The sequence below is a fragment of the Streptococcus parasanguinis genome (genome assembly GCF_016648925.1).
Classification (GTDB): Bacteria; Bacillota; Bacilli; order Lactobacillales; family Streptococcaceae; genus Streptococcus.
Genome location: NZ_JACLQX010000002.1, coordinates 90,089 through 115,440 on the forward strand (window position 1 = coordinate 90,089; position 25,352 = coordinate 115,440).

General features: G+C 44.4%; 20 protein-coding genes and 1 riboswitch. Of the genes, 12 read left to right on the plus strand and 8 right to left on the minus strand.

Annotated elements, in window-relative coordinates:
* Positions 1–233: 233 nt before the first annotated feature.
* Positions 234–1,169: a dihydroorotate oxidase gene (locus H7T97_RS01230; protein ID WP_049474144.1), complete on the minus strand. Its 936-nt coding sequence runs from the start codon at positions 1,167–1,169 to the stop codon at positions 234–236.
* A gap of 299 nt (positions 1,170–1,468) precedes the next feature.
* Here H7T97_RS01230 and gdhA point away from each other — a divergent pair, with 299 nt between their 5' ends.
* Both gdhA and H7T97_RS01240 read left to right on the plus strand, forming a co-directional pair.
* Positions 1,469–2,815 (plus strand): NADP-specific glutamate dehydrogenase, encoded by a 1,347-nt coding sequence (gene gdhA / locus H7T97_RS01235; protein WP_201089052.1) that lies wholly within the window; start codon positions 1,469–1,471, stop codon positions 2,813–2,815.
* Between the two features lie 279 nt (positions 2,816–3,094).
* A complete protein-coding gene (locus tag H7T97_RS01240; protein WP_201089054.1) occupies positions 3,095–3,412 on the plus strand; it encodes a hypothetical protein in 318 nt (105 codons plus the stop codon).
* 140 nt (positions 3,413–3,552) lie between these two features.
* Here H7T97_RS01240 and H7T97_RS01245 read toward each other — a convergent pair whose 3' ends face one another.
* Positions 3,553–4,401: a mechanosensitive ion channel family protein gene (locus tag H7T97_RS01245; RefSeq protein WP_201089056.1), complete on the minus strand. Its 849-nt coding sequence runs from the start codon at positions 4,399–4,401 to the stop codon at positions 3,553–3,555.
* Positions 4,402–4,538: 137 nt separating this feature from the next.
* Between H7T97_RS01245 and sstT the strand changes: the two genes are divergently transcribed.
* A complete protein-coding gene (gene sstT / locus H7T97_RS01250; RefSeq protein ID WP_155124634.1) occupies positions 4,539–5,756 on the plus strand; it encodes a serine/threonine transporter SstT in 1,218 nt (405 codons plus the stop codon).
* Positions 5,757–5,809: 53 nt separating this feature from the next.
* Here sstT and H7T97_RS01255 read toward each other — a convergent pair whose 3' ends face one another.
* The 5 genes from H7T97_RS01255 to H7T97_RS01275 all read right to left on the minus strand — a co-directional run bounded on the left by H7T97_RS01255 (position 5,810) and on the right by H7T97_RS01275 (position 12,596).
* Positions 5,810–7,141 (minus strand): alanine/glycine:cation symporter family protein, encoded by a 1,332-nt coding sequence (locus H7T97_RS01255; protein ID WP_201089058.1) that lies wholly within the window; start codon positions 7,139–7,141, stop codon positions 5,810–5,812.
* Between the two features lie 101 nt (positions 7,142–7,242).
* A riboswitch (glycine riboswitch) is annotated at positions 7,243–7,337 on the minus strand.
* Positions 7,338–7,466: 129 nt separating this feature from the next.
* A complete protein-coding gene (locus H7T97_RS01260) occupies positions 7,467–8,885 on the minus strand; it encodes a C69 family dipeptidase (protein ID WP_195529279.1) in 1,419 nt (472 codons plus the stop codon).
* A gap of 442 nt (positions 8,886–9,327) precedes the next feature.
* Positions 9,328–11,667, minus strand: a complete 2,340-nt coding sequence (locus H7T97_RS01265; protein ID WP_201089060.1) for an endonuclease MutS2 — start codon at positions 11,665–11,667, stop codon at positions 9,328–9,330.
* A gap of 73 nt (positions 11,668–11,740) precedes the next feature.
* Positions 11,741–12,295 (minus strand): CvpA family protein, encoded by a 555-nt coding sequence (locus H7T97_RS01270; protein WP_003008795.1) that lies wholly within the window; start codon positions 12,293–12,295, stop codon positions 11,741–11,743.
* Between the two features lie 10 nt (positions 12,296–12,305).
* On the minus strand, positions 12,306–12,596 hold the full coding sequence (locus H7T97_RS01275; protein ID WP_003005477.1) for a hypothetical protein: 291 nt from the start codon (positions 12,594–12,596) through the stop codon (positions 12,306–12,308).
* A 136-nt stretch (positions 12,597–12,732) separates the two neighbouring features.
* On the opposite strand from H7T97_RS01275, the gene rnhC reads away from it, so the two are divergent.
* From rnhC to recD2, 3 genes are all read left to right on the plus strand, one after another.
* Positions 12,733–13,632 (plus strand): ribonuclease HIII, encoded by a 900-nt coding sequence (rnhC, locus tag H7T97_RS01280; RefSeq protein WP_201089062.1) that lies wholly within the window; start codon positions 12,733–12,735, stop codon positions 13,630–13,632.
* Positions 13,633–13,635: 3 nt separating this feature from the next.
* Complete coding sequence (lepB, locus tag H7T97_RS01285; protein WP_129299447.1) at positions 13,636–14,286, plus strand: signal peptidase I; 651 nt, start codon at positions 13,636–13,638, stop codon at positions 14,284–14,286.
* A 67-nt stretch (positions 14,287–14,353) separates the two neighbouring features.
* Entirely contained in the window at positions 14,354–16,786 is a 2,433-nt protein-coding gene (recD2, locus tag H7T97_RS01290; protein ID WP_201089097.1) for an SF1B family DNA helicase RecD2, read from the plus strand.
* A 231-nt stretch (positions 16,787–17,017) separates the two neighbouring features.
* Here recD2 and dinB read toward each other — a convergent pair whose 3' ends face one another.
* A complete protein-coding gene (gene dinB, locus H7T97_RS01295) occupies positions 17,018–18,124 on the minus strand; it encodes a DNA polymerase IV (RefSeq protein WP_201089064.1) in 1,107 nt (368 codons plus the stop codon).
* 261 nt (positions 18,125–18,385) lie between these two features.
* Between dinB and pflB the strand changes: the two genes are divergently transcribed.
* The 6 genes from pflB to H7T97_RS01325 all read left to right on the plus strand — a co-directional run bounded on the left by pflB (position 18,386) and on the right by H7T97_RS01325 (position 25,308).
* On the plus strand, positions 18,386–20,701 hold the full coding sequence (gene pflB, locus H7T97_RS01300; RefSeq protein WP_201089066.1) for a formate C-acetyltransferase: 2,316 nt from the start codon (positions 18,386–18,388) through the stop codon (positions 20,699–20,701).
* A gap of 418 nt (positions 20,702–21,119) precedes the next feature.
* On the plus strand, positions 21,120–21,878 hold the full coding sequence (locus H7T97_RS01305) for a threonine/serine exporter family protein (RefSeq protein WP_003013402.1): 759 nt from the start codon (positions 21,120–21,122) through the stop codon (positions 21,876–21,878).
* A 4-nt stretch (positions 21,879–21,882) separates the two neighbouring features.
* A complete protein-coding gene (locus H7T97_RS01310) occupies positions 21,883–22,350 on the plus strand; it encodes a threonine/serine exporter family protein (RefSeq protein ID WP_201089068.1) in 468 nt (155 codons plus the stop codon).
* Positions 22,351–22,456: 106 nt separating this feature from the next.
* Complete coding sequence (locus H7T97_RS01315; RefSeq protein ID WP_045759877.1) at positions 22,457–22,687, plus strand: hypothetical protein; 231 nt, start codon at positions 22,457–22,459, stop codon at positions 22,685–22,687.
* 186 nt (positions 22,688–22,873) lie between these two features.
* Entirely contained in the window at positions 22,874–24,046 is a 1,173-nt protein-coding gene (locus H7T97_RS01320; protein ID WP_049490611.1) for a hydroxymethylglutaryl-CoA synthase, read from the plus strand.
* A complete protein-coding gene (locus H7T97_RS01325; protein WP_155167283.1) occupies positions 24,046–25,308 on the plus strand; it encodes a hydroxymethylglutaryl-CoA reductase, degradative in 1,263 nt (420 codons plus the stop codon). Before H7T97_RS01320 ends, H7T97_RS01325 begins: the two co-directional genes overlap by 1 nt.
* Positions 25,309–25,352: the final 44 nt, after the last annotated feature.

Genomic DNA, 25,352 nt, shown 5'->3' on the forward strand with positions numbered 1-25,352 from the left:
GGAACAGAATGAGGTTGGGTCAAAAGTCCTAGCCTCTCAATTATTTTTGGATTGTCGAGCAAGACGCAGTGGTTGAGTGGGCTCTACTACGCTGATTTCATCAGCTTTTACAGCCCTACTCAACTGTGCGGAGGTGGGACGACGAAATTGAATTCTAACGAATTACCGATTTCTGTCCCACTCTCATAAAAAACTTCCCCAAGTTTCCACTTGAGGAAGTTCTTTTCGAAAGATTAGTCAATGTAGTGCAATTTCCCACGGAAGTCTTCCAGGCTTTGGTATCCTTTTTCTTCCATGATGGCTTTGAGCTCCGCAGTGATGCGTTCAAATGCTCCTACTCCTTCTTTATGAAGCGTCGTGCCGATTTGCACCATACTAGCCCCACAAAGGATATGTTCAAAGGCATCGCGACCGGTCAAGACACCTCCTGTCCCCACAATCTGAATTTCTGGATTCAGACGTTGGTAAAAGGCATGGACATTGGCGAGAGCCGTTGGTTTGATGTATTCTCCGCCAATCCCACCAAAGCCGTTCTTAGGACGAATCACCACGGATTCATCCTCAATGTAGAGGCCATTTCCAATCGAGTTGACGCAGTTGACAAACTTGAGCGGGTATTTGTTAAAGATCGCTGCTGCTTGATCAAAATGAACGATATCAAAATAAGGTGGCAACTTGATCCCTAGAGGTTTGGTGAAATAGGCAAAGACCTCGGACAAGATCCGATCTGTCGTATCAAAATCATAGGCAATCTGAGGTTTTCCAGGGACATTGGGACAAGATAGGTTCAACTCTGTCAAGCCTTTAAAGTCACTGTCTTGCACCTTTTTCAAGATGGTATGAGTTTCTTCAGGAGACATGCCGACGAGAGATAAGAAGAAGGTCCGGTCAGGATCCGTTTCTTGCAACTCCAATAAGTAATTCAAATAATAGTCCAACCCTTGGTTAGGCAGCCCCATCGAATTGATCGAACCAAGCGGCACATCTTGGTAGCGTGGCTCTGGATTACCAGCACGGAATTCTAAGGTCGCTGTCTTGGTCACAAAGGTCCCCGCAGCTGAGTTCTTCACTTCTTCTAATTCCTCAGTGGTCATACAGGCTACACCTGCCGCATTCATCAGGCAGTTGTCAAATTCAAAACCAGCAATTTGCGTTTTTGTCGATACCATCTTGTACTCCTTTTTGAAACACCCATCAACAGAATCGTTCGGGATGCTCTCTATTTTCTTCTTTCATTATACCATCACTTGGAAGCTTCCGGACAAACAAAGCTAAAAATTCTTCCAAACATTCGGACTTTCCTAGTCACAATAAAATTTTCAGAAAATTCAACTTTTTTCTTTACAAGCCAAAAAAAGTCTGCTATAATGATCCATGTAATAAAACGTGACATTGTTTGTCAACTGTCTCAAAGCCACTCCCCTAGCGGATTTGCTGGTTTTTGTTTCATTTACAAAGGAGAATTAACATGACAACTGCTAAAGAATATATTCAAAGTACCTTCGAAACTGTAAAAGCTCGTAACGGCCATGAAGCTGAATTCCTTCAAGCTGTTGAAGAGTTCCTCAGCACTTTGGAACCTGTTTTTGAAAAACACCCTGAATACATCGAAGAAAACATTTTAGCTCGTATTACAGAACCTGAACGCGTGATTTCCTTCCGTGTCCCTTGGGTTGACCGTGAAGGAAACATCCAAGTAAACCGTGGATACCGTGTTCAATTCAACTCTGCTGTAGGTCCTTACAAAGGTGGTCTTCGTTTCCATCCAACTGTTAACCAAGGGATCTTGAAATTCCTCGGATTCGAACAAATCTTCAAAAACGTTTTGACTGGTCTTCCTATCGGTGGTGGTAAAGGTGGATCTGACTTCGATCCTAAAGGAAAAACTGACGCTGAAGTGATGCGTTTCTGTCAAAGCTTCATGACTGAATTGCAAAAGCACATCGGTCCTTCTCTTGATGTCCCAGCTGGTGATATCGGGGTTGGTGGACGTGAAATCGGATACCTTTACGGTCAATACAAACGCCTTCGCCAATTCGATGCTGGTGTCTTGACTGGTAAACCTCTTGGTTTTGGTGGTAGCTTGATCCGTCCAGAAGCAACTGGTTATGGTTTGGTTTACTATACTGAAGAAATGCTCAAAGCCAACGGCGACAGCTTTGCTGGTAAGAAAGTCGTGATCTCAGGTTCTGGTAACGTTGCCCAATACGCTCTTCAAAAAGCTACTGAACTTGGTGCAACTGTTATCTCTGTATCTGATTCAAACGGTTACGTGATCGACGAGAACGGTATTGACTTCGACCTTCTTACAGACGTGAAAGAAAAACGTCGTGCACGTTTGACTGAATACGCTGCTGAAAAACCAACTGCTACATACTACGAAGGTTCTGTATGGACTTACGCTGGTAACTATGATATCGCTCTTCCATGTGCGACTCAAAACGAGATCAACGGTGAAGCAGCGAACCGATTGGTTGCTCAAGGGGTAAAAGTTGTTTCTGAAGGAGCCAACATGCCTAGCGACCTTGATGCCATCAACGTATACAAAGAAAATGGTATCCTTTACGGACCTGCTAAAGCAGCCAATGCTGGTGGGGTTGCTGTATCTGCTCTTGAAATGAGCCAAAACAGCCAACGTCTTTCATGGACACGCGAAGAAGTGGACGGACGTTTGAAAGACATCATGACCAACATCTTCAATACTGCTAAAACAACTGCAGAAACTTACGGACTTGGTAAAGATTACCTTGCAGGTGCCAACATCGCTGCCTTTGAAAATGTTGCAAATGCGATGATTGCACAAGGTCTTGTATAATCAATCGATATTTTTCTTTAAGGCCTTCGGGTCAAAGCCTCTCAACTCCTGAATCCAGTGTGTTTCGGGAGTTTTTTTATATCTAAAAGCCTCTGTCAAGACACCCCGTCCCAAGTGAGGAAAGCCATTTTTTAGATAAGGAACTCGACCGTCTCTAATGGGGAGATTTGAGCCTTCTATTTTTCTGTATCTTTTTCTAAAAAAATTTTATTTTTTTTACTTTACCCCCTTGCATTTTTAATAAATTAGTATTAAACTATAGCAAAAGGAGGTGTGCTTATGTTTCTTTTAGCTCAAGAAAAATCAGATACGACCGAATTCCTTAAGTCTGAATTGGTCCAATTACTCTCCAATATGCGACAAGAAATCGCAGCTAGCCGTCAATCACAGACCGGCGCAGCTTGCCATCATATTGAATATTGCATGGACAAGATCCAAAGGGCAAAAAGTTCCGTAGCCATTGCCCTCCCCATCGAATCCTTAAATCTTGAAATCACGACGATGCTACGCCAGCAACTCATCGTCTTGCCACCAGAGGCTCGAAAAAATTGGGACCAGATTAAAAAGCTGGATTTCAAATACTGCCACTTAAAATAGACCAAAAAAGAGAGTGGGACAGAAATCGGTAATTCGTTAGAATTCGATTTCGTCGTCCCACCTACTCAACCACTGCGTCTTGCTCGACAATCCAAAAATAATTGAGAGGCTAGGACTTTTGTCCCAGCCTCTTTTTTGTATTACATGATCCCGTTCTTTCCTGTCGGTAGGCTAATCCCTGCTTCCATCAAGGCATCATGATAGAGTTTACAGTAAGTATGATAAACAGTAACCTGGGTTCCATTTTGAGCGGTCATCACAATACGGAAGGAGTAGCGACCATTTTTTTCAATCTGTGGGCCTAAAATGGTAGGACCTGTCAACACTTCTGGGTGTTTGTCTTGTTGAGACTGGCTGACCTGAGCGATGACCTGGTAGATCTTGTCAAGATCAGTATTCGCATCTAGTGGAATATCCACCAGCACGCGCATATCTCCACGCGAGAGGTTGCTGACGACAGTGATATTGCGGTTTGGGACAAAGTGGAGACTCCCGTCAAAATCACGTACTTGAGTTGTCCGAATTCCCACACTGCTAACGATGCCGGCAATATTAATAGAACCATTGGTAAGTCGGACATTGTCCCCCACATCCAGCTGGCGTTCTAAAAGGATAAAGAAACCATTGACCAAATCGGAAAGGAAGCCCTGGGCTCCCATCCCGATAGCCACCCCAGCAATCCCAGCACCAGCCAATAGACTAGAGACTGGAAGACCGAGGATCAACAAGATCCAGTAAATCAAGATAAAATACAAGCAGTAGTTCAAGAGACTCTCTACTAAACGGAGAATGGTTTTTTTACGGGCTTCATCCTGCACCGTATACTTAAAAGAAGGGGTTAATATCCGCTTGACCAGGCTATGGATGACCTTTTTAGCGATAAAAAATAAGAGAAAGACAAAAATCAGAGAGATGCATTTTGAAATTAGGTCATCAAAAATCTTTGTCCAGTCTATTTTACTGAAATAACGTTGGAAAGCTTGACTCATTTATTCGGGCCTTTCTAACAAAGAATAGTATGATTATATCAAATATTCGGAAATAAGGCTATTTTTTAAAAATTTCATTGCTATTACCCCCTCACTATCGTATAATATTCCTTAATTATTTTTTAAGGAGGCCTTACATGATTCATCGACTGATTACCACTTGGAATAAAACCAACCTTATGAAAAGAATCGCAATCGGAATTGTACTTGGTGTCGTTCTAGCACTTGTATTTCCGAAAGCAACTGGGATTGGACTCCTAGGAGAGTTCTTCGTTGGAGGGCTCCGTGCCATCGCACCCCTTCTGGTCTTTGCACTCGTCGCAAATGCTCTCTCCCAACACCAAAAAGGAACAGAGACCAATATGAAAAAGGTCATCGTCCTCTATCTCCTAGGAACCTTTGCAGCTGCCTTCGTCGCTGTTTTGGTCAATTACATCTTCCCTATCACCATTACTCTGACTGGAAAGGCCGCTGAAGGATCCTCTCCAAACGGGATTGGTGAAGTGATTAGTAACCTCTTGCTCAAGATCGTCGACAACCCGGTAAACGCCTTGCAGCAAGCCAACTACATTGGGATCCTTTCATGGGCCACTGTCTTTGGAATTGCCATGAGAGAAGCGAGCGAACATAGTAAAGACCTCCTACAAACCCTAGCAGACATCACTTCAAAAATTGTTGAGTGGATTATCAACCTAGCTCCATTTGGGATCTTAGGCTTGGTCTTCACGACCATCGCTGGCCAAGGACTAAGCGCCCTTAGCAACTACGGGATTCTCTTACTTGTTTTGGTTGGTACCATGGCATTTGTAGCCCTGGTCATCAATCCATTGATCGTCTTTTTCATGATCCGCAAGAACCCTTATCCCCTTGTTTTTAAATGCCTCCGTGTCAGTGGGGTAACAGCCTTCTTCACTCGAAGTTCTGCAGCCAACATCCCTGTCAATATGCGTCTCTGTGAAGAATTGGGGCTGAATCCAGATACCTATTCTGTTTCCATTCCACTTGGTTCAACTGTAAACATGGCAGGTGCAGCCGTGACGATCAATATTTTAACGCTAGCTGCTGCCAATACCTTGCACATTCAAGTTGACTTTGGAACGGCGCTCATCCTGAGTGTCGTAGCGGCTATCTCTGCTTGTGGCGCATCTGGAGTTGCGGGAGGATCTCTCCTTCTCATCCCTGTTGCTTGTAGCCTCTTTGGTATCACCAATGATTTGGCCATGCAAGTCGTCAGTGTCGGCTTTATCATCGGGGTCATCCAAGACTCATGCGAAACAGCCCTCAACTCTTCGACAGATGTGCTCTTCACCGCCATCGCCGAAATGAGTAGCTGGCCAAAAGAAAAACGCTATTAAATGCTCCTATCTCAAATAGACAAGAAAACCCAGACCTCGCGATCTGGGTTTTCTTATTTCTTAAAGTAGCGATTGCTTTCTTTGATAATGACAGGTGACAGAGCTAGTAGGGCAATCAAGTTGGGCAGAGCCATAAGCCCATTAACGATATCCGCAATGACCCAGACCAGATCTAATTTTAGGAAACCACCTAGTCCAACCATTAAGACAAAGAAGATCCGGTAAAGATTGATATGTTTGACACCAAATAGGAATTCGAAACACCGTTCCCCGTAGTAAGACCACCCAAGAATGGTCGTTGTCGCAAACAGCACCAAGCACAGCGTTAAGATAATGCCTCCAACTGGGCCAAAGACACCTGTAAACGTATCCTGAGTCAAGGTACTAGTGCTGCCCTTAGCCATCCACTCACCTGAAACCAAGAGCGAGAGTCCTGTCAAACTACAGATGATAATGGTATCAATAAAGGTTCCTGTCATGGAGATCAAGCCCTGCTCGACTGGCTCATTGGTCTTCGCCGCTGCTGCTGCAATTGGGGCAGATCCAAGACCCGATTCATTAGAGAAAACTCCACGCGCCACCCCTTTTTGGATAGCCATTTTGACCGTTGCTCCTGCGAAACCTCCCATGGCTGCAGTCCCTGTAAAAGCACCCGAAAAGACCGATTTCAAGGCTGGAAGCAATTGATCCAGATGCAAGGCAATGATCGTGACAGTCGCAAAGATATAGGCAGCCGCCATAAAAGGAACTACTTTTTCAGAGACTTTGGAAATCCAGTGAATCCCACCAAAAATGATGGTCGAAACCACTAGCGCAATCACTACACTAGCCACTTCTGGAGCCGTTCCAAAACTAGCTTGAAGGGATCCCGTAATGGAATTAACCTGGGTCATGGTTCCGATCCCAAAGAGGGCTACCAGCACTCCTGCAACTGCAAAGAAAATAGCCAGTGGTCGCCACTTCTCTCCCATCCCGTGAAGAATGTAGTACATCGGACCACCTGAGATATGACCGTTGTCATCCTTGGTCCGATAACGAATGGCTAAGAGCCCTTCTGCATACTTGGTCGCCATTCCAAAGAAGGCTGCCATCCACATCCAAAAGAGGGCACCTGGGCCACCTGTCTGAATCGCTGTAGCCACCCCTACAATATTCCCCGTCCCTACAGTAGCCGCTAGAGCTGTCGCAAGGGCTCCGAAACTCGAGATATCCCCGTGTCCCTCATCTTCTGTAAAGATCAGGCGAAAAGCTTTTGGAAGGTAGCGTATCTGAAGCAAACCCAAGCGAAGGGTCAGGTAGATCCCTGTTCCTACCAAGAGCACCAACAGTGGGGCGCCCCACACTAGATTATCGAGTTGTTGAAAAAACTGCAATACATGATCCATTTTCTGTCTCCTTTTTCATCGACCGCTCGACAGAAAAGAGAAAAAGAAAGAGCACATGTCAAACATGTACTCTGGTCCTGCTTAAAATAGGGGCTTTCCCTATCTTTCGCTCTGTCCTTTTACCTGAGAGTTTGAGTAGATGCATCCTCTACCTTGCCCCTTCGGTGCCATTTCTGGTCTCTCCAGAGTTCCGTCCATTCACAGTCACTCGCGCTCCTGCAAACTTCATTCGGTCGTATGTAATTTTCTCTATTTTAATTGATTTTCAAAAGTTTGTCAATCGTTTATGAAATCATCTTGCAAGCAACCTGAAAATTTACGCTTTTTAATCACTCAAGGAGAAGTGATTGGTCATGAGGTTGCTAGCATCGAGCAAAATCTTGTCCAAGAGTTGATCTGTCGCTTCCTGGATTTGATCACTCATGGCTTGGTTTTCCGCTTCAAAATCAACGGTTTCACCTGCTACAAGTGCACGATCGACTTTATTGATACGCGCATGTCCCCAGGCCATTGTCGTTTCTTGGTAATCGTCAAAATCACCAACATGGTGAGCATAGTGAGGATCTGCCAGTCCCGCAATAATCCGGTTGGCCCAGTAGAAGGAATCCGTTGTTACCTTAGCCGTCGTATTGGCAAAGTAGTCTGGTGTTGTATCCACTTGGGTAAAGAAAGGAACAGCTGTATTGTAAGGCATGGAGCCATAAGAAATCCATTGGATGCCTGTCGTTTCTTGTGGTTTATTTGGACGCAATTGCAGAATCGCTGTCTGGCTGGTCCGGTTGATCCCGATCGTCCGGAAGGTCCGCTGACTCACGTGATCTCCTTCAGGACCATAAGGATCGTAGATAGTGTCTTGGTAGTGGTTGCTCAAGACATATTTGACATCTTCAATCGTTACCTTACGATAAGGTTTTTGACACCAAGGAATCTCAAAACTCCGTGGATCCTGCTCGATTTCAGGATTGAGGAAACTCTGAATGGCCCAAGCCCGCGGTGTATTGTAGTGACGGTCCTTGTCTTTTTGGCTACCAAAGGCATAGCGTGGATTAAAGCCTTTCCCTTCTTGATCCAAAATCAAATGGTGCTCTGTGACAAAACGTTCAAGATCCGGATCACAAAGAAACTCATCTGAATTGCCAAATTCAAAATAATCACTTCCCAGTTGGTTCGGGTTGGTCACATAGGCATCATCTGGAACACGGCGCGCCATCCAGTGGTGACCTCCGATGGTTTCCAACCACCAGATTTCATGGACATCTGAAATGGCAATCCCGTTAGACTCATAAGTTCCGTACTCTTCCAAAATCTTTCCGAGACGCAAGACCCCTTCGCGGGCTGTCTTGACATAAGGCAAGACCAAGGTCAGCATATCTTCCTCACCGATGCCACTCTCTACAAGAGGATCTGCCCCTAGCACACGGCTATTGGTCGTAATGGTCTCTGTCTCACTCATAGCTACATTGTAGACATTGATCCCAGCTTCTCCCCAGATCCCGTCTTTAGGAATGGCATCTGGAACCGCTGTATAGCGAACTGGATTATCTGGCAAGTCGATTTCAAAAGTTGATAAAACAGACTTGTAATGACGCGGTTGATCTTCTGGTTTGACCACGATCAATTTTTTGGGCGTAAAAACGCCATTTTGAGAATCCTCTGTTCGTGCTACAATGGTCGAACCATCATAGCTAGCATTTTTTCCGACTAGAATCGTTGTACACGAGTCTGCACTTTCACGTTTACGCATGCGTATCCTCCCAAATCATTCATTGCCTCTATTATAGCACTTTTAAAAGGGAGGACCTACTGAAAATCAGATATAAAAGCGAATCCTTTTCAACAACTTTCAATCATTTTCATTATGTCAGATTTTAAAAATCCTAGCTGATAAACAGCTAGGATTTAGAATGTAGATAAAATTTTTTACTTAAAACAACTTAAGTGATAAAGAATAATTAAAACTGATACATACTAATAGGCTCATTCAAACATATACTGAAACTTTCCGCCGTGAGAAAAGTGACTGAAACACAATTGTTTCAGTCACTCGGGAGTTTTGAGACCTTAGGCTCAAAACTAAGTCATGGAACTTCTTCGAAGTTCGCTGACGTCCGTACTCACCTAAGGAAAGTTTCTAAGATAACTTTTTCTTTAATCTGAATCTAGCTAATGAAAAGCTAGAGCTTAACTTAGCCTTTAAACGTAACAATAGTCGCGCCACTTCCACCTGCATTTTGGGGGGCATATTCGAAATTTTTGACATGTTTGTTGCGGCGGAGGTACTTGGTCACCCCTTCACGGATAACACCTGTCCCAATCCCGTGGATGATATCGACTTGAGCCATATTGTTGAGCAGAGCCTGATCGATAAAGCCATCCAGCTCTTGCATGGCCTCTTCATAACGTTTCCCACGGAGGTCCAGACGCGCTCTTGGCCCACTCGTGTTCGAACGTTTGACGACATTCACCTGGCGTTTCTTAGGTTGAGCCGCTTCTTTTTCAGCCTTGATGAGGTTGAATTCTTTTTCTTCCAAGGTCATCTTGATCAAGCCAACTTGCGCCTCCCAGCGGCCATCTTTGAGTTGCTTGACCAGGGTTCCGCGTTGGCCATAGCTGATAACCAAGATTTCATCTCCCACCTTAGGAGCACGCGCCTTTTTGGCTTTTTTCAAGACCTTGTTTTTAGAAAGGTCGACGGTTTCAGGCGCTAGTTTTTTCAACTGAGCCTTGGCTTCAATGATCTCATGTGGTTTTAACTGGGATTTAGCGTGAAGTCCTTGAAGGATACGGTCACTCTCTGATAGGGCCATGTCCACAATTTCCTTGGCCTCTTCTCTCGCCTTATTGAGCTCTGTTTCTCTCTCTCGGGTCAGTTCGTTATAGAGTTTTCGAAGAGCACGATTGAATTTAAGATTTTCTTGCTCGACCTCTTGAATGGTATCCAAGCGCTTGCGACTTTCTAAGGTCTGCGCCTCCAATTTTTCAATAATTTGATTGACATCATTATCCGTATTGGTCATCTTCATGGCATCCTGGATAATGGTCTCAGACAAGCCCAAACGGCGGGCGATCTCAAAGGCATTGGAGCGACCAGGAACTCCTTGCATGAAGCGATAGGTAGGACGCAGACTTGCTGTGTCAAACTCCATGCTGGCATTTTGCACTCCTGCAGTCTCAATCCCGTAGGCCTTTAGCTCTGGATAGTGGGTTGTTGCCATGGTCTTAATCCCGCGTAAGCGCAGGTCTTCTAGGATGGCAATAGCAAGGCCAGCCCCCTCTTGGGGATCGGTTCCAGCCCCCAACTCATCCAGAAGGATCAAGGAGGCAGTATCTACTTGATTCAAGATAGATACGATATTGGTCATATGACTGGAGAAGGTCGACAAGCTCTGCTCGATCGATTGTTCATCTCCAATATCTGCAAAGACCTGTGAGAAGATGCCCACACGACTACCTGGATCCGCTAGGATGGGGAGACCAGACTGGGCCATAATTTGCGCTAGTCCCAGCGTTTTTAACATGATGGTTTTCCCCCCTGTATTGGGACCGGTAATCACGATTTCTGTCAAGTCCTCGGTAAAATGCAGGTCATTCGCGACGGCATTTTCAATCAAGGGATGACGTAGTTGCAAGAGCTGAATAGAGCGATTGCTACTAACCTCTGGTACCATTGCTTTATAATCGCGCATAAACCGATACTTGGCCTTGATCAAGTCTAAGTGACCGATAATCCAAGCATTATTTGCAATTTCTGCTGCATGAGGGCGCAGGGTGTCAGATAATTCCTCCAGAATCTGAATGATTTCATACCGTTCATCGGCTCGATGGTTGGCAATTTCTTCATTAAGATTGACGACTGCCCGAGGCTCGATATAAACGGTATTCCCGCTGGCTGAGATATCGTGGACCACCCCTGCAATCCGGTTGCGATAGGTGTTTTTTACTGGTAGAACATTGCGGCCATTCCGACTAGCAATCACAACATCCGCTAACATATCGGCCTTGCTTTTCAGCAGATCTTGTATAATCTCTCTGACCTGGTGTTCATTTTCCTGGATTCGGCGACGGATTTTGGCCAATTTTTCACTGGCAAAAGACTCGACAAAGCCTCCTTCGTTGATAGCTTGAAGTCCACCTTGTAGGCGTGGTAAATCCACCAAGTTGTCAAAGAGGCGATTGAGCCTTTCCAGACGGACATTTTCCAAGTTGTCGTAGAAATCCTTAAGCTCATGTGTCACCCGAAGGACAGCTTTTAGCGCTAGTAATTCATCGATATTGAGGGATGCCTCCATCTCCAAACGCTTGGCCACTGGACGGACATCTTGAATGGTCGATACGGCAAAGCGAGGCTCTTCCAAGAGGATCTGCTCCATATCTTCTAGCTCCATAAAAGCCGTTTCGATGCTTTCTTTTTTATCAGTTGGAGTAAGGGCTGCTAGCTCCATCTCCCCTTGTTCTGTCTGTAGATAGGGTTCAAAGAGTTGCTTGACCTTGTCAAACTCCAGAATATCTAAGATTTTTTTATTCATGTTTCTCCTACAAAAAAAGTGAGCGTCCTTCCTTGAATCGGACTTGTCTCACTCCTTTCTTCATTTTTGCTCCTTAAGCTCCGATAATCGCAGTCACCCACAAGTTGTGGAACAGACTGGAACTGATCGGGGTATGAAGGATGATAAAGCGGATCAATCCACTTGCATTTAGTCTATTTTGGATGGAAGCCATGGGAACTGTTGAGAGGACAGTCAAGCCCATCTGGATGACCAAGAGAGTTATCACGACGGCGATCACACCCGCTCCAATTTGATACTTGCGATCCTCCAATTTTTCTGGCTGAGGTACCAAGTGCATAAAGATCCCAATCACACGACCAATCAGGTAGACCATCGCAAAAATCAATACATATGCTAATCCTGCATAAAAGATGTCATCTAATTGAAATAGGTAGCGGTTGGCATAAAAATAATTCACCGATTGCTGGGTGGGACTCGAAAAAGGAACCCATAGAGACAACACCTTGGCCAGTCCCTTATAGCTGCCACCTGCAATCAAGAGGGCCACTAAGGTCACTAGAAAGTAATAAGACTGGAGGATAATCCCTCTTGCATAGCCAATATAAAAGCTCCATGCCAAAATCAATAAGATTAAGAAAGTTAACATGTATCTCCTCTTATTTGGATGATTTATCCTTTAAGTCGTCTAAAGCCTTGCGACGAAAATCATCTAATTCTTTTTCTTTGTCGTCAAACTCAATCTCGCGATTCAGTTGCATGGACAAACTGTTTACTGCCAATAAGATCGCGATGGTTTCATCATCTGCCTCTGGCATTTGTTCCTTAATTGCTTGGTATTTTTCTTTCGCAACACGTTCGACTTCTTCCATAAACAAATTATCATGGTTGGTTGTTAAAGTGAGCGCTTTGTTTCCAAATGTAAATTTATATCTATTTAAGCTCGCCATAAAAATCACCTCACGGTATTATACCAAAAAAGGCTAGCTTTGTCAGTAGCAAAGCCCCTCTTCACAGGGATTTTCCAGTGGATTCTTTCTTTCTTTTTGCTCCCTCTCTCCCTGAATTTGTGGTACAATAGTGGTTATGGAAAGTATGACACTCACTCCAACACAGGAGCAAATCCTTGATTTTGTCCATACCTATCGCCGTTCTCTCTCTCAAAGCAAGAACCCTCATATGGATTATTTCTTTCGACTAGAGGGAGCGACCGTTTCGATCTACAAGTCTGGAAAAGTCTTGCTCCAGGGCAATGACCTTACTCCTTACCTGGCCTTTTTCGGGCAAGATGCTGAGAACCCTAAAGGTTCTACTACTTCATCTGCAGGACAAGATTTAGCCATGATCGGAACCGACGAGGTTGGAAACGGCTCTTATTTTGGTGGACTCACCGTCGTTGCATCCTTTGTCACACCTGACCAGCACGACTGGCTCAAAAAGCTCGGTGTTGGGGATTCAAAGACCTTGGATGATCGAAAAATTCAGCAATTGGCTCCTCTCCTTGAGGAAAACATCCAGCACCAAGCACTCTTATTGTCTCCAAAGAAGTACAATGAAGTCATTGCTTCTGGCTACAATGCTGTTTCGGTCAAAGTGGCCCTGCACAATCAGGCTATCTATCTTCTATTAAATAAAGGAGTCCAAGCAGAGCGAATTGTGATCGATTCCTTTACGACGGCTAAAAACTACCAAAAATACGTGAAAGCTGAAAAAAATCAGGTCACCCAAGCCATTGAGTTGGAAGAAAAAGCAGAAGGTAAGTATTTAGCTGTTGCGGTTAGTTCCATCATCGCCCGCAATCTCTTCCTTCAAAATCTGGAAGATCTGGGCAAGGAACTGGGCTTTAATCTCCCTAGTGGAGCAGGGGCGAAGTCAGACCAAGTCGCTGCTAAATTGCTTCAGACCTACGGGATGAAAGCTCTGGATTATTGTGCCAAACTCCATTTTAAAAACACAGAAAAAGCAAAGAAATTACTAGAAAGATAAGTTATGTCAAAAAGAAGTTCAAAACATACATCTAGCTCACCAGTGGTGAGATTCCTTAAAGAATGGGGCCTCTTCAGCATCATCGTTGGTCTCATCATCGCCTCTCGCATCTTCCTTTGGGCTCCGGTCAAGGTGGATGGCCATTCGATGGATCCAACCCTGGCTGATAGCGAGTACCTCCTTGTGGTCAACCACCTCTCAATCGATCGTTTCGATATTGTCGTTGCCAGTGAAAAAGACGACGACGGCAAAACCAAGGACATCGTCAAGCGGGTCATCGGTCTTCCTGGAGATACCATCCAGTACGACAACGATACCCTCTACATCAATGGGAAAAAGACCAATGAGCCTTATTTGAAAGACTACATCGCTCGTTTCAAAAAAGATAAATTGCAATCGACCTACACTGGAAAAGGGTTCGAAGAAAACGGAGAACTCTTCCGCCAATTGGCCAATACAGCCCAAGCTTTTACAGTAGACAAGGATGGCAATCCTAAATTTACCTTGAAGTTGCTCGACGATGAATACCTCCTACTTGGAGATGACCGGATCGTTTCTAAAGATAGCCGTCAGGTCGGAGCTTTCAAGAAAGAACAAATCAAAGGGCAAGCCGTCTTTAGACTATGGCCGATCTACCCTTTCAAAACTTATTAGTATAGATCAACAGACTGAGGCTGAGACAAGTATGTCCCAGCCTTGCTTTATAAAAAGGAAAGAAATGATGGAATATTATTTTTCTGGTACTATTGAGCGCATTATTTTTGAAAATCCTAGCAGTTTTTTTCGAATCCTCTTGCTCGACATTAGCGATACCGATGCCGAAGACTTTGATAATTTTGAGATTATTGTGACTGGCACTATGGCAGATATCATGGAAGGCGAAGACTACACCTTCTGGGGGGAGTTGGTCCATCATCCTAAATACGGAGAGCAGCTCAAAATCAGTCGCTATGAACGTGCCAAACCTTCTAGCAAGGGCTTGGTGAAATATTTTTCTAGTGATCACTTTAAAGGAATTGGTCTCAAAACAGCCCAAAAAATCGTGGACCTCTACGGGGACGATACCATTGACAAAATTCTGGAAGCCCCTGAAAAATTAGAAGAAATCACAGGTCTCTCCAAGAAAAACCGCCTGGCTTTTGTAGAAAAACTCCGTCAGAATTACGGAACGGAGCGCATTCTCGTCCAACTAGCCAACTATGGCATTCCCAATAAATTGGCCTTTCAGATCCAAGATTTTTATAAAGAAGAAACTCTCCAGATCGTGGAGCAACAGCCCTACCGATTGGTGGAAGATATCCAAGGCATGGGCTTTAAAATCGCGGACCAACTAGCCGAAGAATTGGGGATTGCAAGTGACGCCCCTGAGCGGTTCCGCGCGGGCCTGATCCACAGCCTTTTTAGCTACTCTATCGAGACTGGAAATACCTACATCGAAGCCAAGGACCTCCTGCGCTATACCATTGACCTTTTAGAATCAGCTCGGCCAGTAGAATTAGATCCTTCCACTGTCGCCCAAGAATTAGGACGCCTCATCGAGGAAGACAAGGTCCAAAACGTGGACACCAAGATCTTTGACAACAGCCTCTTCTTTGCGGAGGAGGGAATTCGTAGTCATATCGGTCGCCTCCTAGAAAAAGGAAAGCAAGCTTCATTTGACCCTGAGAAAATCAACCAGGCGATTGAGGCGGTTGAAAAAGATTTGGGGATTCGCTACGATGCGATTCAAAAAGAGGCGATTCACCAAGCTATCCAAAACAAGGTCTTTATCCTCACCGGAGGACCGGGGACAGGAAAGACCACCGTTATCAATGGGATGATCAGTGTCTATGCCCAACTCCACCAGCTGGATCTTCGCAAGAAACAAGACCTGCCGATCCTCTTGGCTGCCCCAACAGGACGGGCAGCTAGGCGCATGAATGAGCTGACAGGACTTCCGAGCGCCACCATCCACCGCCATTTGGGGATGACAGGAGATGATGACACCAGCCACTTAGAGGACTATTTAGACGCAGACTTTATCATTGTGGACGAATTTTCCATGGTCGATACCTGGTTGGCTAATCAATTACTCAGCAACATTGCAACGGATACCAAACTCTTGATTGTGGGAGATGCCGACCAATTACCTTCCGTCAGCCCTGGTCAGGTCTTGGCTGATCTTTTGCAGATTCCGAGCATCCCTCAGACCAAACTGGAACATATTTTCCGACAGAGTGAGGACTCGACCATTGTCTCACTAGCAGGAGACATTCGCCAAGGCAAGCTTCCTCAAGATTTCACAGAACGAAAAGCCGACCGCTCTTATTTCGAAGCAGGAAGCGAACACATCCCTAAGATGATCGAACAAATCACTTCTGCTGCCCTTCGTAGTCAAATCCCTGCTCGAGATATCCAAGTCTTGGCACCTATGTACAAGGGCCAGGCCGGCATTGACAATATCAATACGCTCATGCAAGACCTTCTCAATCCAGCTGTTAAAGACCAGGTGGTCTTTGACACGCCAGACTGCCAATACCGCGATGGGGATAAGGTCATCCATCTGGTCAATGATGCAGAAAGCAATGTCTTTAATGGAGATATCGGCTACATCACCGATCTTCTCCCAGGAAAATATACAGAATCCAAGCAAGATGAATTGACCATCCAATTTGATGGCAATGAAATCGTCTACCCGCGCAATGAATGGTACAAAATTCGCCTAGCTTACGCCATGAGTATTCACAAGTCTCAAGGGAGCGAGTTTCCAGTGGTGATTTTACCCATAACCAATCAAAGCCACCGGATGTTGCAGCGCAATTTGATCTATACCGCCATCACGCGCTCCAAGAGCAAACTGATCCTCTTAGGAGAATACAGCGCCTTTGATTACGCTACTAAAAATACCGGTACTGCGCGCAAGACCTACTTGGTGGAGCGCTTCAAGGACCTGGACGGATGCGAGGCGACCAAAGACTCTTCTTCAGCCGTTGCCAACGCTTCTGCTACAGTCGAGTCTACACGAAGCAAGGAAGGGACTGTTGAAAGGAAGGCTGAGCCTGATGAACCGACTGTCTATCGACTGACAGAAGACAATCTTCACACCATCTCTCCTATGATCGGACTGACTGAAGAAGAGATTGCAGCCTTTTTTGATGTCAAACAACTTAATTGATACCCCAAAAATTAAAATAATATATTTTTTAAGGCTCATTCAAATACAACTGAAACTTTCCGCCGTGAGAAAAGTGCTAGAAACACTGTGGTTTCTAGCACTCGGGAGTTTTGAAACTTTCGGTTCAAAACTAAGTCATGGAACTTCGTAGAAGTTCGCTGACGTCCGTACTCACCTAAGGAAAGTTTCTAAGATGACTTTGTCATAAATCTTAGGCGACTAGTGAACAAACTAGTCGTTTTCTTTTTCTTCTACCAAAGGCAACTCGGTATGATCGACGAAATTGGTCATGGTGACACCCAAGAGGCGGATTCCAGTATTTGTCGATTCGATTTCTTGAAAAATTTGGCGAGCAGAACGATTGATCCGCTCAGCCTCTCGTGTTGGCTCCGTCAATGTCATTCGCTTGGTCAGGGTGGTGAAGTCTCCATAGCGCACCTTTAAGACCAAGGTCTTGCCTTGCTTGCCGTATTTTTCCAGCGATTGGGCTACCTTACTGGACAGATTGGCAATTTCTTCTAAAATATCATCTTCAGCATAGAGGAGCTTGCGGTAGGTCCGCTCTTTTCCGATCGACTTGCGGATACGATGGCTCTTGACAGGGCTATTGTGAATCCCTCGCGCCTTACGAAAGAGGTCATAGCCAAAGCGCCCAAATCGATCAATCAAAGTCATCTCAGGGATGGCTAAAAGATCCGCGCCAGTATAGACCCCCATCTCATGCAGGCGCTCTACTGTCTTCTTTCCTACCCCGTGAAATTTGGCAATGTCCATCTGGCTCAGGAAATCCTCAGCATCCTCCGGCAAGACCACCGTCAGGCCACGGGGTTTTTGATAGTCACTCGCCATCTTTGCCAAAAACTTATTATAAGAGACACCCGCTGAAGCTGTGAGATGCAGCTCTTCCCAGATCGCATGCTGAATCAAGCGAGCAATTTTGACAGCTGATTTGCTCTGGATTTTATTTTCCGTCACATCTAGATAGGCTTCATCAATACTCATAGGCTCGATCAGATCTGTATAGCGCTTGAAAATCTCACGAACCTGCTCGCCCACTTCTCGGTATTTCTCATAATTTCCAGAGATAAAGATCGCTTGGGGACAAAGGTCCAGCGCTTCTTTGGAGCTCATGGCCGAATGAATGCCATACTTCCGTGCTTCATAGTTACAGGTCGAGACCACACCTCTCCCACCTGACTGACGAGGATCCTGGCCAATTACGACAGGCTTCCCCTTTAAACTAGGGTTATCTCTTTCTTCGACGGCAGCAAAAAATGCATCCATATCAATATGAATAATCTTGCGACTCGTATCATTCACCAATGGGAATATCAGCATTTTTCACCCTCCTTTTTTTCTATTATAAGAAGAAAATTTTAGAATTGCAAAAATCGGCCCTTCCTAAAAACATGAAAATTGATGGAAAACCGTATTTGTTTTCAAAAATGTAGTACAGTATCACATAAGAGTTGAAACTGTATTATAAAAGAATCTGTTGTTTTTCGCAATTTGCCTTTGTGTAACCGGTTTCTGTGTGGTATACTACTATTGTAAGTGCAACAGATATAGTTGCTAGAAAGACAATAGAGGAAAATAAAAATGGTTGTTAAAACAGTCGTTGAAGCACAAGATATTTTTGACAAAGCCTGGGAAGGCTTCAAAGGTGAAGATTGGAAAGAAAAAGCAAGCGTTTCTCGCTTCGTTCAAGCTAACTATACACCTTATGATGGAGATGAAAGCTTCCTAGCTGGTCCAACTGAACGTTCTCTTCACATCAAGAAGATTGTTGAAGAAACAAAAGCTCATTATGAAGAAACTCGTTTCCCATACGATAACCGTCCAACATCTATCGCTGATATCGCAGCTGGATATATCGACAAAGAAAACGAAGTCATCTTCGGTATCCAAAATGATGAATTGTTCAAATTGAACTTCATGCCTCGTGGTGGTATCCGTATGGCGGAAACTACTTTGAAAGAAAATGGATACGAACCAGATCCAGCAGTTCATGAAATCTTCACAAAATACGTTACAACTGTAAACGATGGTATCTTCCGTGCTTATACTACAAACATCCGTCGTGCACGTCACGCTCACACTGTAACTGGTCTTCCAGATGCATACTCTCGTGGACGTATCATCGGGGTTTATGCACGTTTGGCTCTTTACGGTGCTGACTACTTGATGGCTGAAAAAGCAAACGACTGGAACTCTATTACTGAAATCGATGAAGAATCAATCCGTCTTCGTGAAGAAGTAAACCTTCAATACCAAGCACTTCAAGAAGTTGTTAAATTGGGTGACCTTTATGGTGTAGACGTGCGTCGTCCTGCCTTCAATACAAAAGAAGCAATCCAATGGACAAACATCGCCTTCATGGCTGTCTGCCGTGTGATCAACGGTGCTGCTACTTCTCTTGGACGTGTGCCAATCGTTTTGGATATCTACGCTGAACGTGACTTGGCTCGTGGTACATTTACTGAATCAGAAATCCAAGAATTCGTTGACGATTTCGTTATGAAATTGCGTACTGTTAAATTTGCTCGTACAAAAGCTTACGACCAATTGTACTCAGGTGACCCAACCTTCATCACAACTTCTATGGCTGGTATGGGTAACGACGGACGTCACCGTGTTACGAAGATGGACTACCGTTTCTTGAACACTTTGGACAACATCGGTAACTCTCCAGAACCAAACTTGACAGTTCTTTGGACTGACAAATTGCCATATAGCTTCCGTCGCTACTGTATGCACATGAGCCACAAACACTCTTCTATCCAATACGAAGGTGTAACAACAATGGCCAAAGACGGATACGGTGAAATGAGCTGTATCTCATGTTGTGTATCTCCACTTGACCCAGAAAACGAAGAACAACGCCACAACATCCAATACTTCGGTGCTCGTGTTAACGTTCTTAAAGCTCTTCTTACTGGCTTGAACGGTGGTTACGACGATGTTCATAAAGACTACAAAGTATTTGACATCGATCCAATCCGTGACGAAGTTCTTGAATTCGAATCTGTTAAAGCAAACTTCGAAAAATCTCTTGACTGGTTGACAGACACTTACGTAGATGCTTTGAACATCATCCACTACATGACTGATAAGTACAACTACGAAGCTGTTCAAATGGCCTTCTTGCCAACTCACCAACGCGCTAACATGGGATTCGGTATCTGTGGATTTGCCAACACTGTTGATACTTTGTCAGCAATCAAATACGCTACTGTTAAACCAATCCGTGACGAAGATGGCTACATCTACGATTACGAAACAATCGGTGAATACCCACGTTGGGGTGAAGATGACCCACGTTCTAACGAATTGGCAGAATGGTTGATCGAAGCTTACACTACTCGTCTTCGCAGCCACAAACTTTACAAGAACGCTGAAGCAACTGTTTCACTTCTTACCATCACTTCTAACGTTGCTTACTCTAAACAAACTGGTAACTCACCAGTCCACAAAGGGGTATACCTCAACGAAGATGGTTCTGTGAACTTATCTAAATTGGAATTCTTCTCACCAGGTGCTAACCCATCTAACAAAGCTAAAGGTGGATGGTTGCAAAACTTGAACTCACTTGCTAGCCTTGACTTTGGTTACGCAGCTGATGGTATCTCACTCACTACTCAAGTATCACCACGTGCTCTTGGTAAAACTCGTGACGAACAAGTTGATAACTTGGTAACCATCCTTGATGGATACTTCGAAAACGGTGGACAACACTGTAACTTGAACGTTATGGACTTGAACGATGTTTACGAAAAGATCATGTCAGGTGAAGACGTTATCGTTCGTATCTCTGGATACTGTGTAAACACTAAATACCTCACTCCAGAACAAAAAACTGAATTGACACAACGTGTCTTCCACGAAGTTCTTTCAATGGATGATGCCTTGAACTAAGATTCAAATAGGTCTTAAAAACCAGTCGGAAACGGCTGGTTTTTTCATCCCCATCGCAAGAGTATTCTGAATTTTGAAAGAGTTTAAGAGCCTACCATATAGAGTTTGACAGCGCTTTCTCCAAGTGTTATAGTAGAGCTGTAAATAATATAGAAGGGGTGATCCTATGTTTTTAACATTTATTTTCGCTATTATTTGGCTCTTTATCCTGATTGCACTGATCTTTTTAGCAACCCTTCTAGTCCAGGATAGCACCGTGCAGCACCACCACCCGAGTTAGCGAATGATAAGCCTAAACAATAGCTATTCTAAACGAATTCAGAAAGGATAAGAAACAAACTAGAATTGTCAAATTTTAGTTCTGTCTCTCGTCCTTTTTTGCTATAATAGAAACAGATTATTTAGTAAGAAGGAAATTATGGAAGAGTCAAAACAGATCAACCAAGTGATCGACGTCCTGATGTTAGCTGGAACCCTCCTGATAGAGAGTGGTTCTGAGATTCACCGGGTCGAAGATACCATGATCCGGATCGCCCATTCACAGGGAATCGTCGATTGCAATGTTTTAGCGATGCCAGTCGCTATTTTCTTTTCAATTGAGAATGCCAATGTCACGCGCATGAAACGGATCTTGCGGACTAATTACAATATTGAAAAGGTCTGTGATGTCAATCAGATCTCTCGTCAACTCGTCTCTGGAGAGATAGATCTCGAGCAAGCCTACCAGGCCCTGAGCGAGTTGAAAAATAAGCGCGTTCCTTATACCAATCTCCAGTTGACCATTGCGGCAACCCTCAGTGCGCCTTTCTTCTCCATCATGTTTGGGGGAAATTTCTATGATGCGATTGGAGCAGGTATTGCGACTGTCTTTGCCTTTGCTTTTTCTCTTGTCGTTGAGAAATACGTTCGCATCCCCTTTGCCACTGCCTTTGCGGCCGCATTTGTCTTTGGTTTTTTGGCCCATATCTGGACGCGCTATAGTGGTTTTCCTTCCAATACCGATCTCATTATCGCAGGCTGTGTCATGCCCTTCGTTCCTGGAATCGCTATGACCAATGCCGTCCGAGATCTGATGAATTACCACCTCAACTCTGGGATGAGCAAACTCTTTGAGACTCTCCTCATTACTCTAGCACTTGGTGCCGGTACAACGGTCGCCCTTGTCCTTATGAAATAGAATCATGAATCTAATAGACTTTTTAATCCAAGCGGTGGCCAGTTTAATTGCCATCATCACCTTTTTAATTGTCCTAAATGTGCAGCGCTCCATGTTGATTCCTGGAGGAATCCTCGGTATGGGCATCTGGCTACTTTACTATATCCTGAAAGGGCCTACCAATGTCATCGTTGCAACCTTTATCGCAGCCATTGTCGGCTCCTGTATCAGTCAGATTTTAAGTATCATTCTCAAGACGCCTGTCGTGGTCTTTATGTTGTCCATTCTCGCGCCCTTAGTTCCAGGATATATTTCCTATCGGACCACTTCCTTCTTTGTCAGTGGCCAATATCGCCAGGCAGTAACCAGCGTGACCCTGGTGGTTATTCTGGCCTTGGTGATCTCCATCGGGATGGCTAGTGGCTCTGTTGTCTTGAAACTCTACCATTCTTATCAACGACATCAAAAAAGAAAAATGACCAATGCCAACTAGCATTGGTTTTTCAATTTCTCAAAGTGTTATCGCTTGCATTTTTACTTAAAAGGGATACAATGATAGTGAAAAAACAAATCCTTTAAAGTATGCGAGGTGCTGTATGATGATAAGCAAGTATATCAAGTATCTTCCTTGGATGATCCTAGGAACCCTCTCCTCCTATCTATTAGCAACTGATTATGCCCGTAATTCATTTGACTTGTTCTATCTGACCTTGAACTTTACGATTGTGTACATCGCTTTAATCGTCTTCTACGAAAAAGTTCTAAGAGACAAATGCAAAGAACTCTTCATACGAATCATGAGCAATCCTAAAAAAGATAAGCAAGGATAAGAGTTGAAAAGCCATCTGAGGATGGCTTTTTCTTATAGATTCTCTATTTTTCTTTGAAACATTGCAAAATCGGTCCCGAGAATGATTTCCTTGCTGATCTAGCTTTTTCAAGGGAGTTTAACCCTTAAATATGGTAAAATAGTAACGAAATATACTAGTAGATATCAAATAAAAAAGAGGTTAAGAATGACAATTGGGATTGATAAGATTGGTTTTGCGACGAGCCCTTATGTCTTGCGTTTAGAAGATTTGGCTACTGCTCGTGATACTGATCCCGAAAAACTGAGCAAGGGTCTTCTCTTAAAAGAACAAAGTGTTGCACCGATCACAGAAGACATCGTCACATTGGCTGCTACTGCAGCAGATGATATTTTAACAGACGAAGATAAAGAAGCAATCGACATGGTGATTCTTGCGACAGAATCTGGAATTGACCAGAGTAAGGCTGCTGCTGTGTTTGTCCATGGCTTACTAGACATCCAGCCTTTCGCCCGCTCTTTTGAGATGAAAGAAGCCTGCTATGCTGCAACTGCTGCCTTGGATTATGCTAAACTCCATGTTGAAAAATTCCCACAGAGTAAGGTTTTGGTCATTGCCAGTGACATTGCTAAATACGGAATTGGAACTCCTGGAGAACCAACACAGGGGGCCGGAGCGGTTGCCATGCTAATCAGCCAAAATCCTCGTATTCTATCTTTTAACGATGATAATGTTGCCCAAACACGCGATGTCATGGATTTTTGGCGTCCAAATTACGCGACAACTCCCTTCGTGAATGGAATTTATTCAACACAACAATATCTAGATTCTCTGAAAACAACCTGGGCGGAATACCAGAAACGGACTGGCCTTACCTTGACAGACTTTGCGGCCGTCTGCTTCCATTTACCTTATCCAAAATTAGCTCTCAAGGGCTTGAAAAAAATCTTGGATAAGTCAGTACCAGAAGAGAAAAAAGATCAATTACAATACAACTTTGATCAATCGATTCTATACAGCCAACGCGTAGGAAATATCTACACTGGATCTCTTTTCCTAGGCTTGCTGTCACTACTGGAAAATGACCCCCAACTCAAAGCTGGTGACCGAATCGCCCTCTTTAGCTATGGAAGTGGAGCGGTTTCTGAGATCTTTAGCGCCAATCTCGTTCCTGGTTTTGAGCAACTCTTAGATCACAAACGCATGGAAAGACTGGACCAACGTACGGTTCTTAGTGTTTCTGACTACGAACGACTATTTTATGAGGAAGTAGATCTAGATCCTAGTGGCAATCAAGTGTTTGAGCCTGCTACGCTTCAAACTTATGCTTTGACAGAGATCAAGGAACACCAACGCACTTACCAGAAAGTAGAAAAATAATGGCACGATTACCAGGTTTTGCAAAACTTTCGCCCACTGAACGCATAGAGGCCTTACTGAAGGAAGGCCTCTTAACTTGGGATGAAGCACAGATCTTAAAAGAACAAAAGGGACTTCCCCTTTCTATTGCAGATCAATTGACGGAAAATGTCTTGTCGACTTTTGACTTGCCTTTTAGCCTTGCTCCTTATTTCCTGATCAATGGTCGTGACTATGTCCTTCCCATGGTCACAGAAGAACCATCCGTGGTCGCGGCTGCCAGCTTTGCTGCCAAGCTCATTCAACGTTCGGGGGGTTTCACCACCCAGGTGCACCAGCGCCAAATGATCGGTGAGATTGCTCTGTCAGATGTTAAGGATGTAGAAATGGCTACCAAGCGCATCCTAGAGGACAAGGAAACCCTTCTTCAGTTGGCTAATGAAGCCTATCCTTCTATCGTCAAGCGTGGAGGTGGAGCGAGGGATCTTTGGGTCGAAAACAAGGGAGACTTTCTTATTGTCTACTTGGCGGTTGACCCTAAAGAAGCCATGGGGGCCAATATGCTCAACACGATGCTGGAAGCGCTGACCGATCGCATCCAAGAACTCTCTGGTGGACAGGCCTTAATGGCGATTTTATCCAACTTAGCCACGCGCTCTTTGGTGAGTGCACGGTGTGCCATCGATTTTAAAGCACTGAGTCGAAATCCTGAAGAAGCCATTGAGATTGCCCACCGAATGGAGCTAGCTAGCCAACTGGCTAAAGTGGATCCTTACCGTGCAGCCACACATAACAAGGGAATTTTTAACGGGATTGATGCCCTGGTCCTTGCGACAGGTAATGACTGGCGGGCCATCGAAGCAGGAGCCCATGCCTATGCTGCACAAAGTGGTTCTTACAAGGGTTTGAGTCACTGGACAAGTCATCCGGAAGAGAAAAAACTCTATGGAGAGATCACCCTACCAATGCCGGTTGCGACAAAAGGAGGCTCGATTGGCCTCAACCCAACAGTTCAAGTCAGCCACCGTTTGCTAGGAGAGCCTTCTGCTATTGAATTAGCAGGTATCATCGCTTCTCTCGGTTTAGCACAGAATTTCGCTGCCTTGAAAGCCTTAGTGACTACAGGGATCCAAGCAGGACATATGAAACTCCAAGCACGCTCCCTAGCCCTTCTAGCAGGAGCTAAGGAAGAGGAAGTTCCCCGATTGGTCAGCCAACTCCTTGAAAACAAACCCTTTAATTTAGAAAAGGCACAAACACTCTTACAAGAATTGAGAAAATAAAAGAACTAAGACCCACGTCTTAGTTCTTTTGTGTTTGAAAAAAT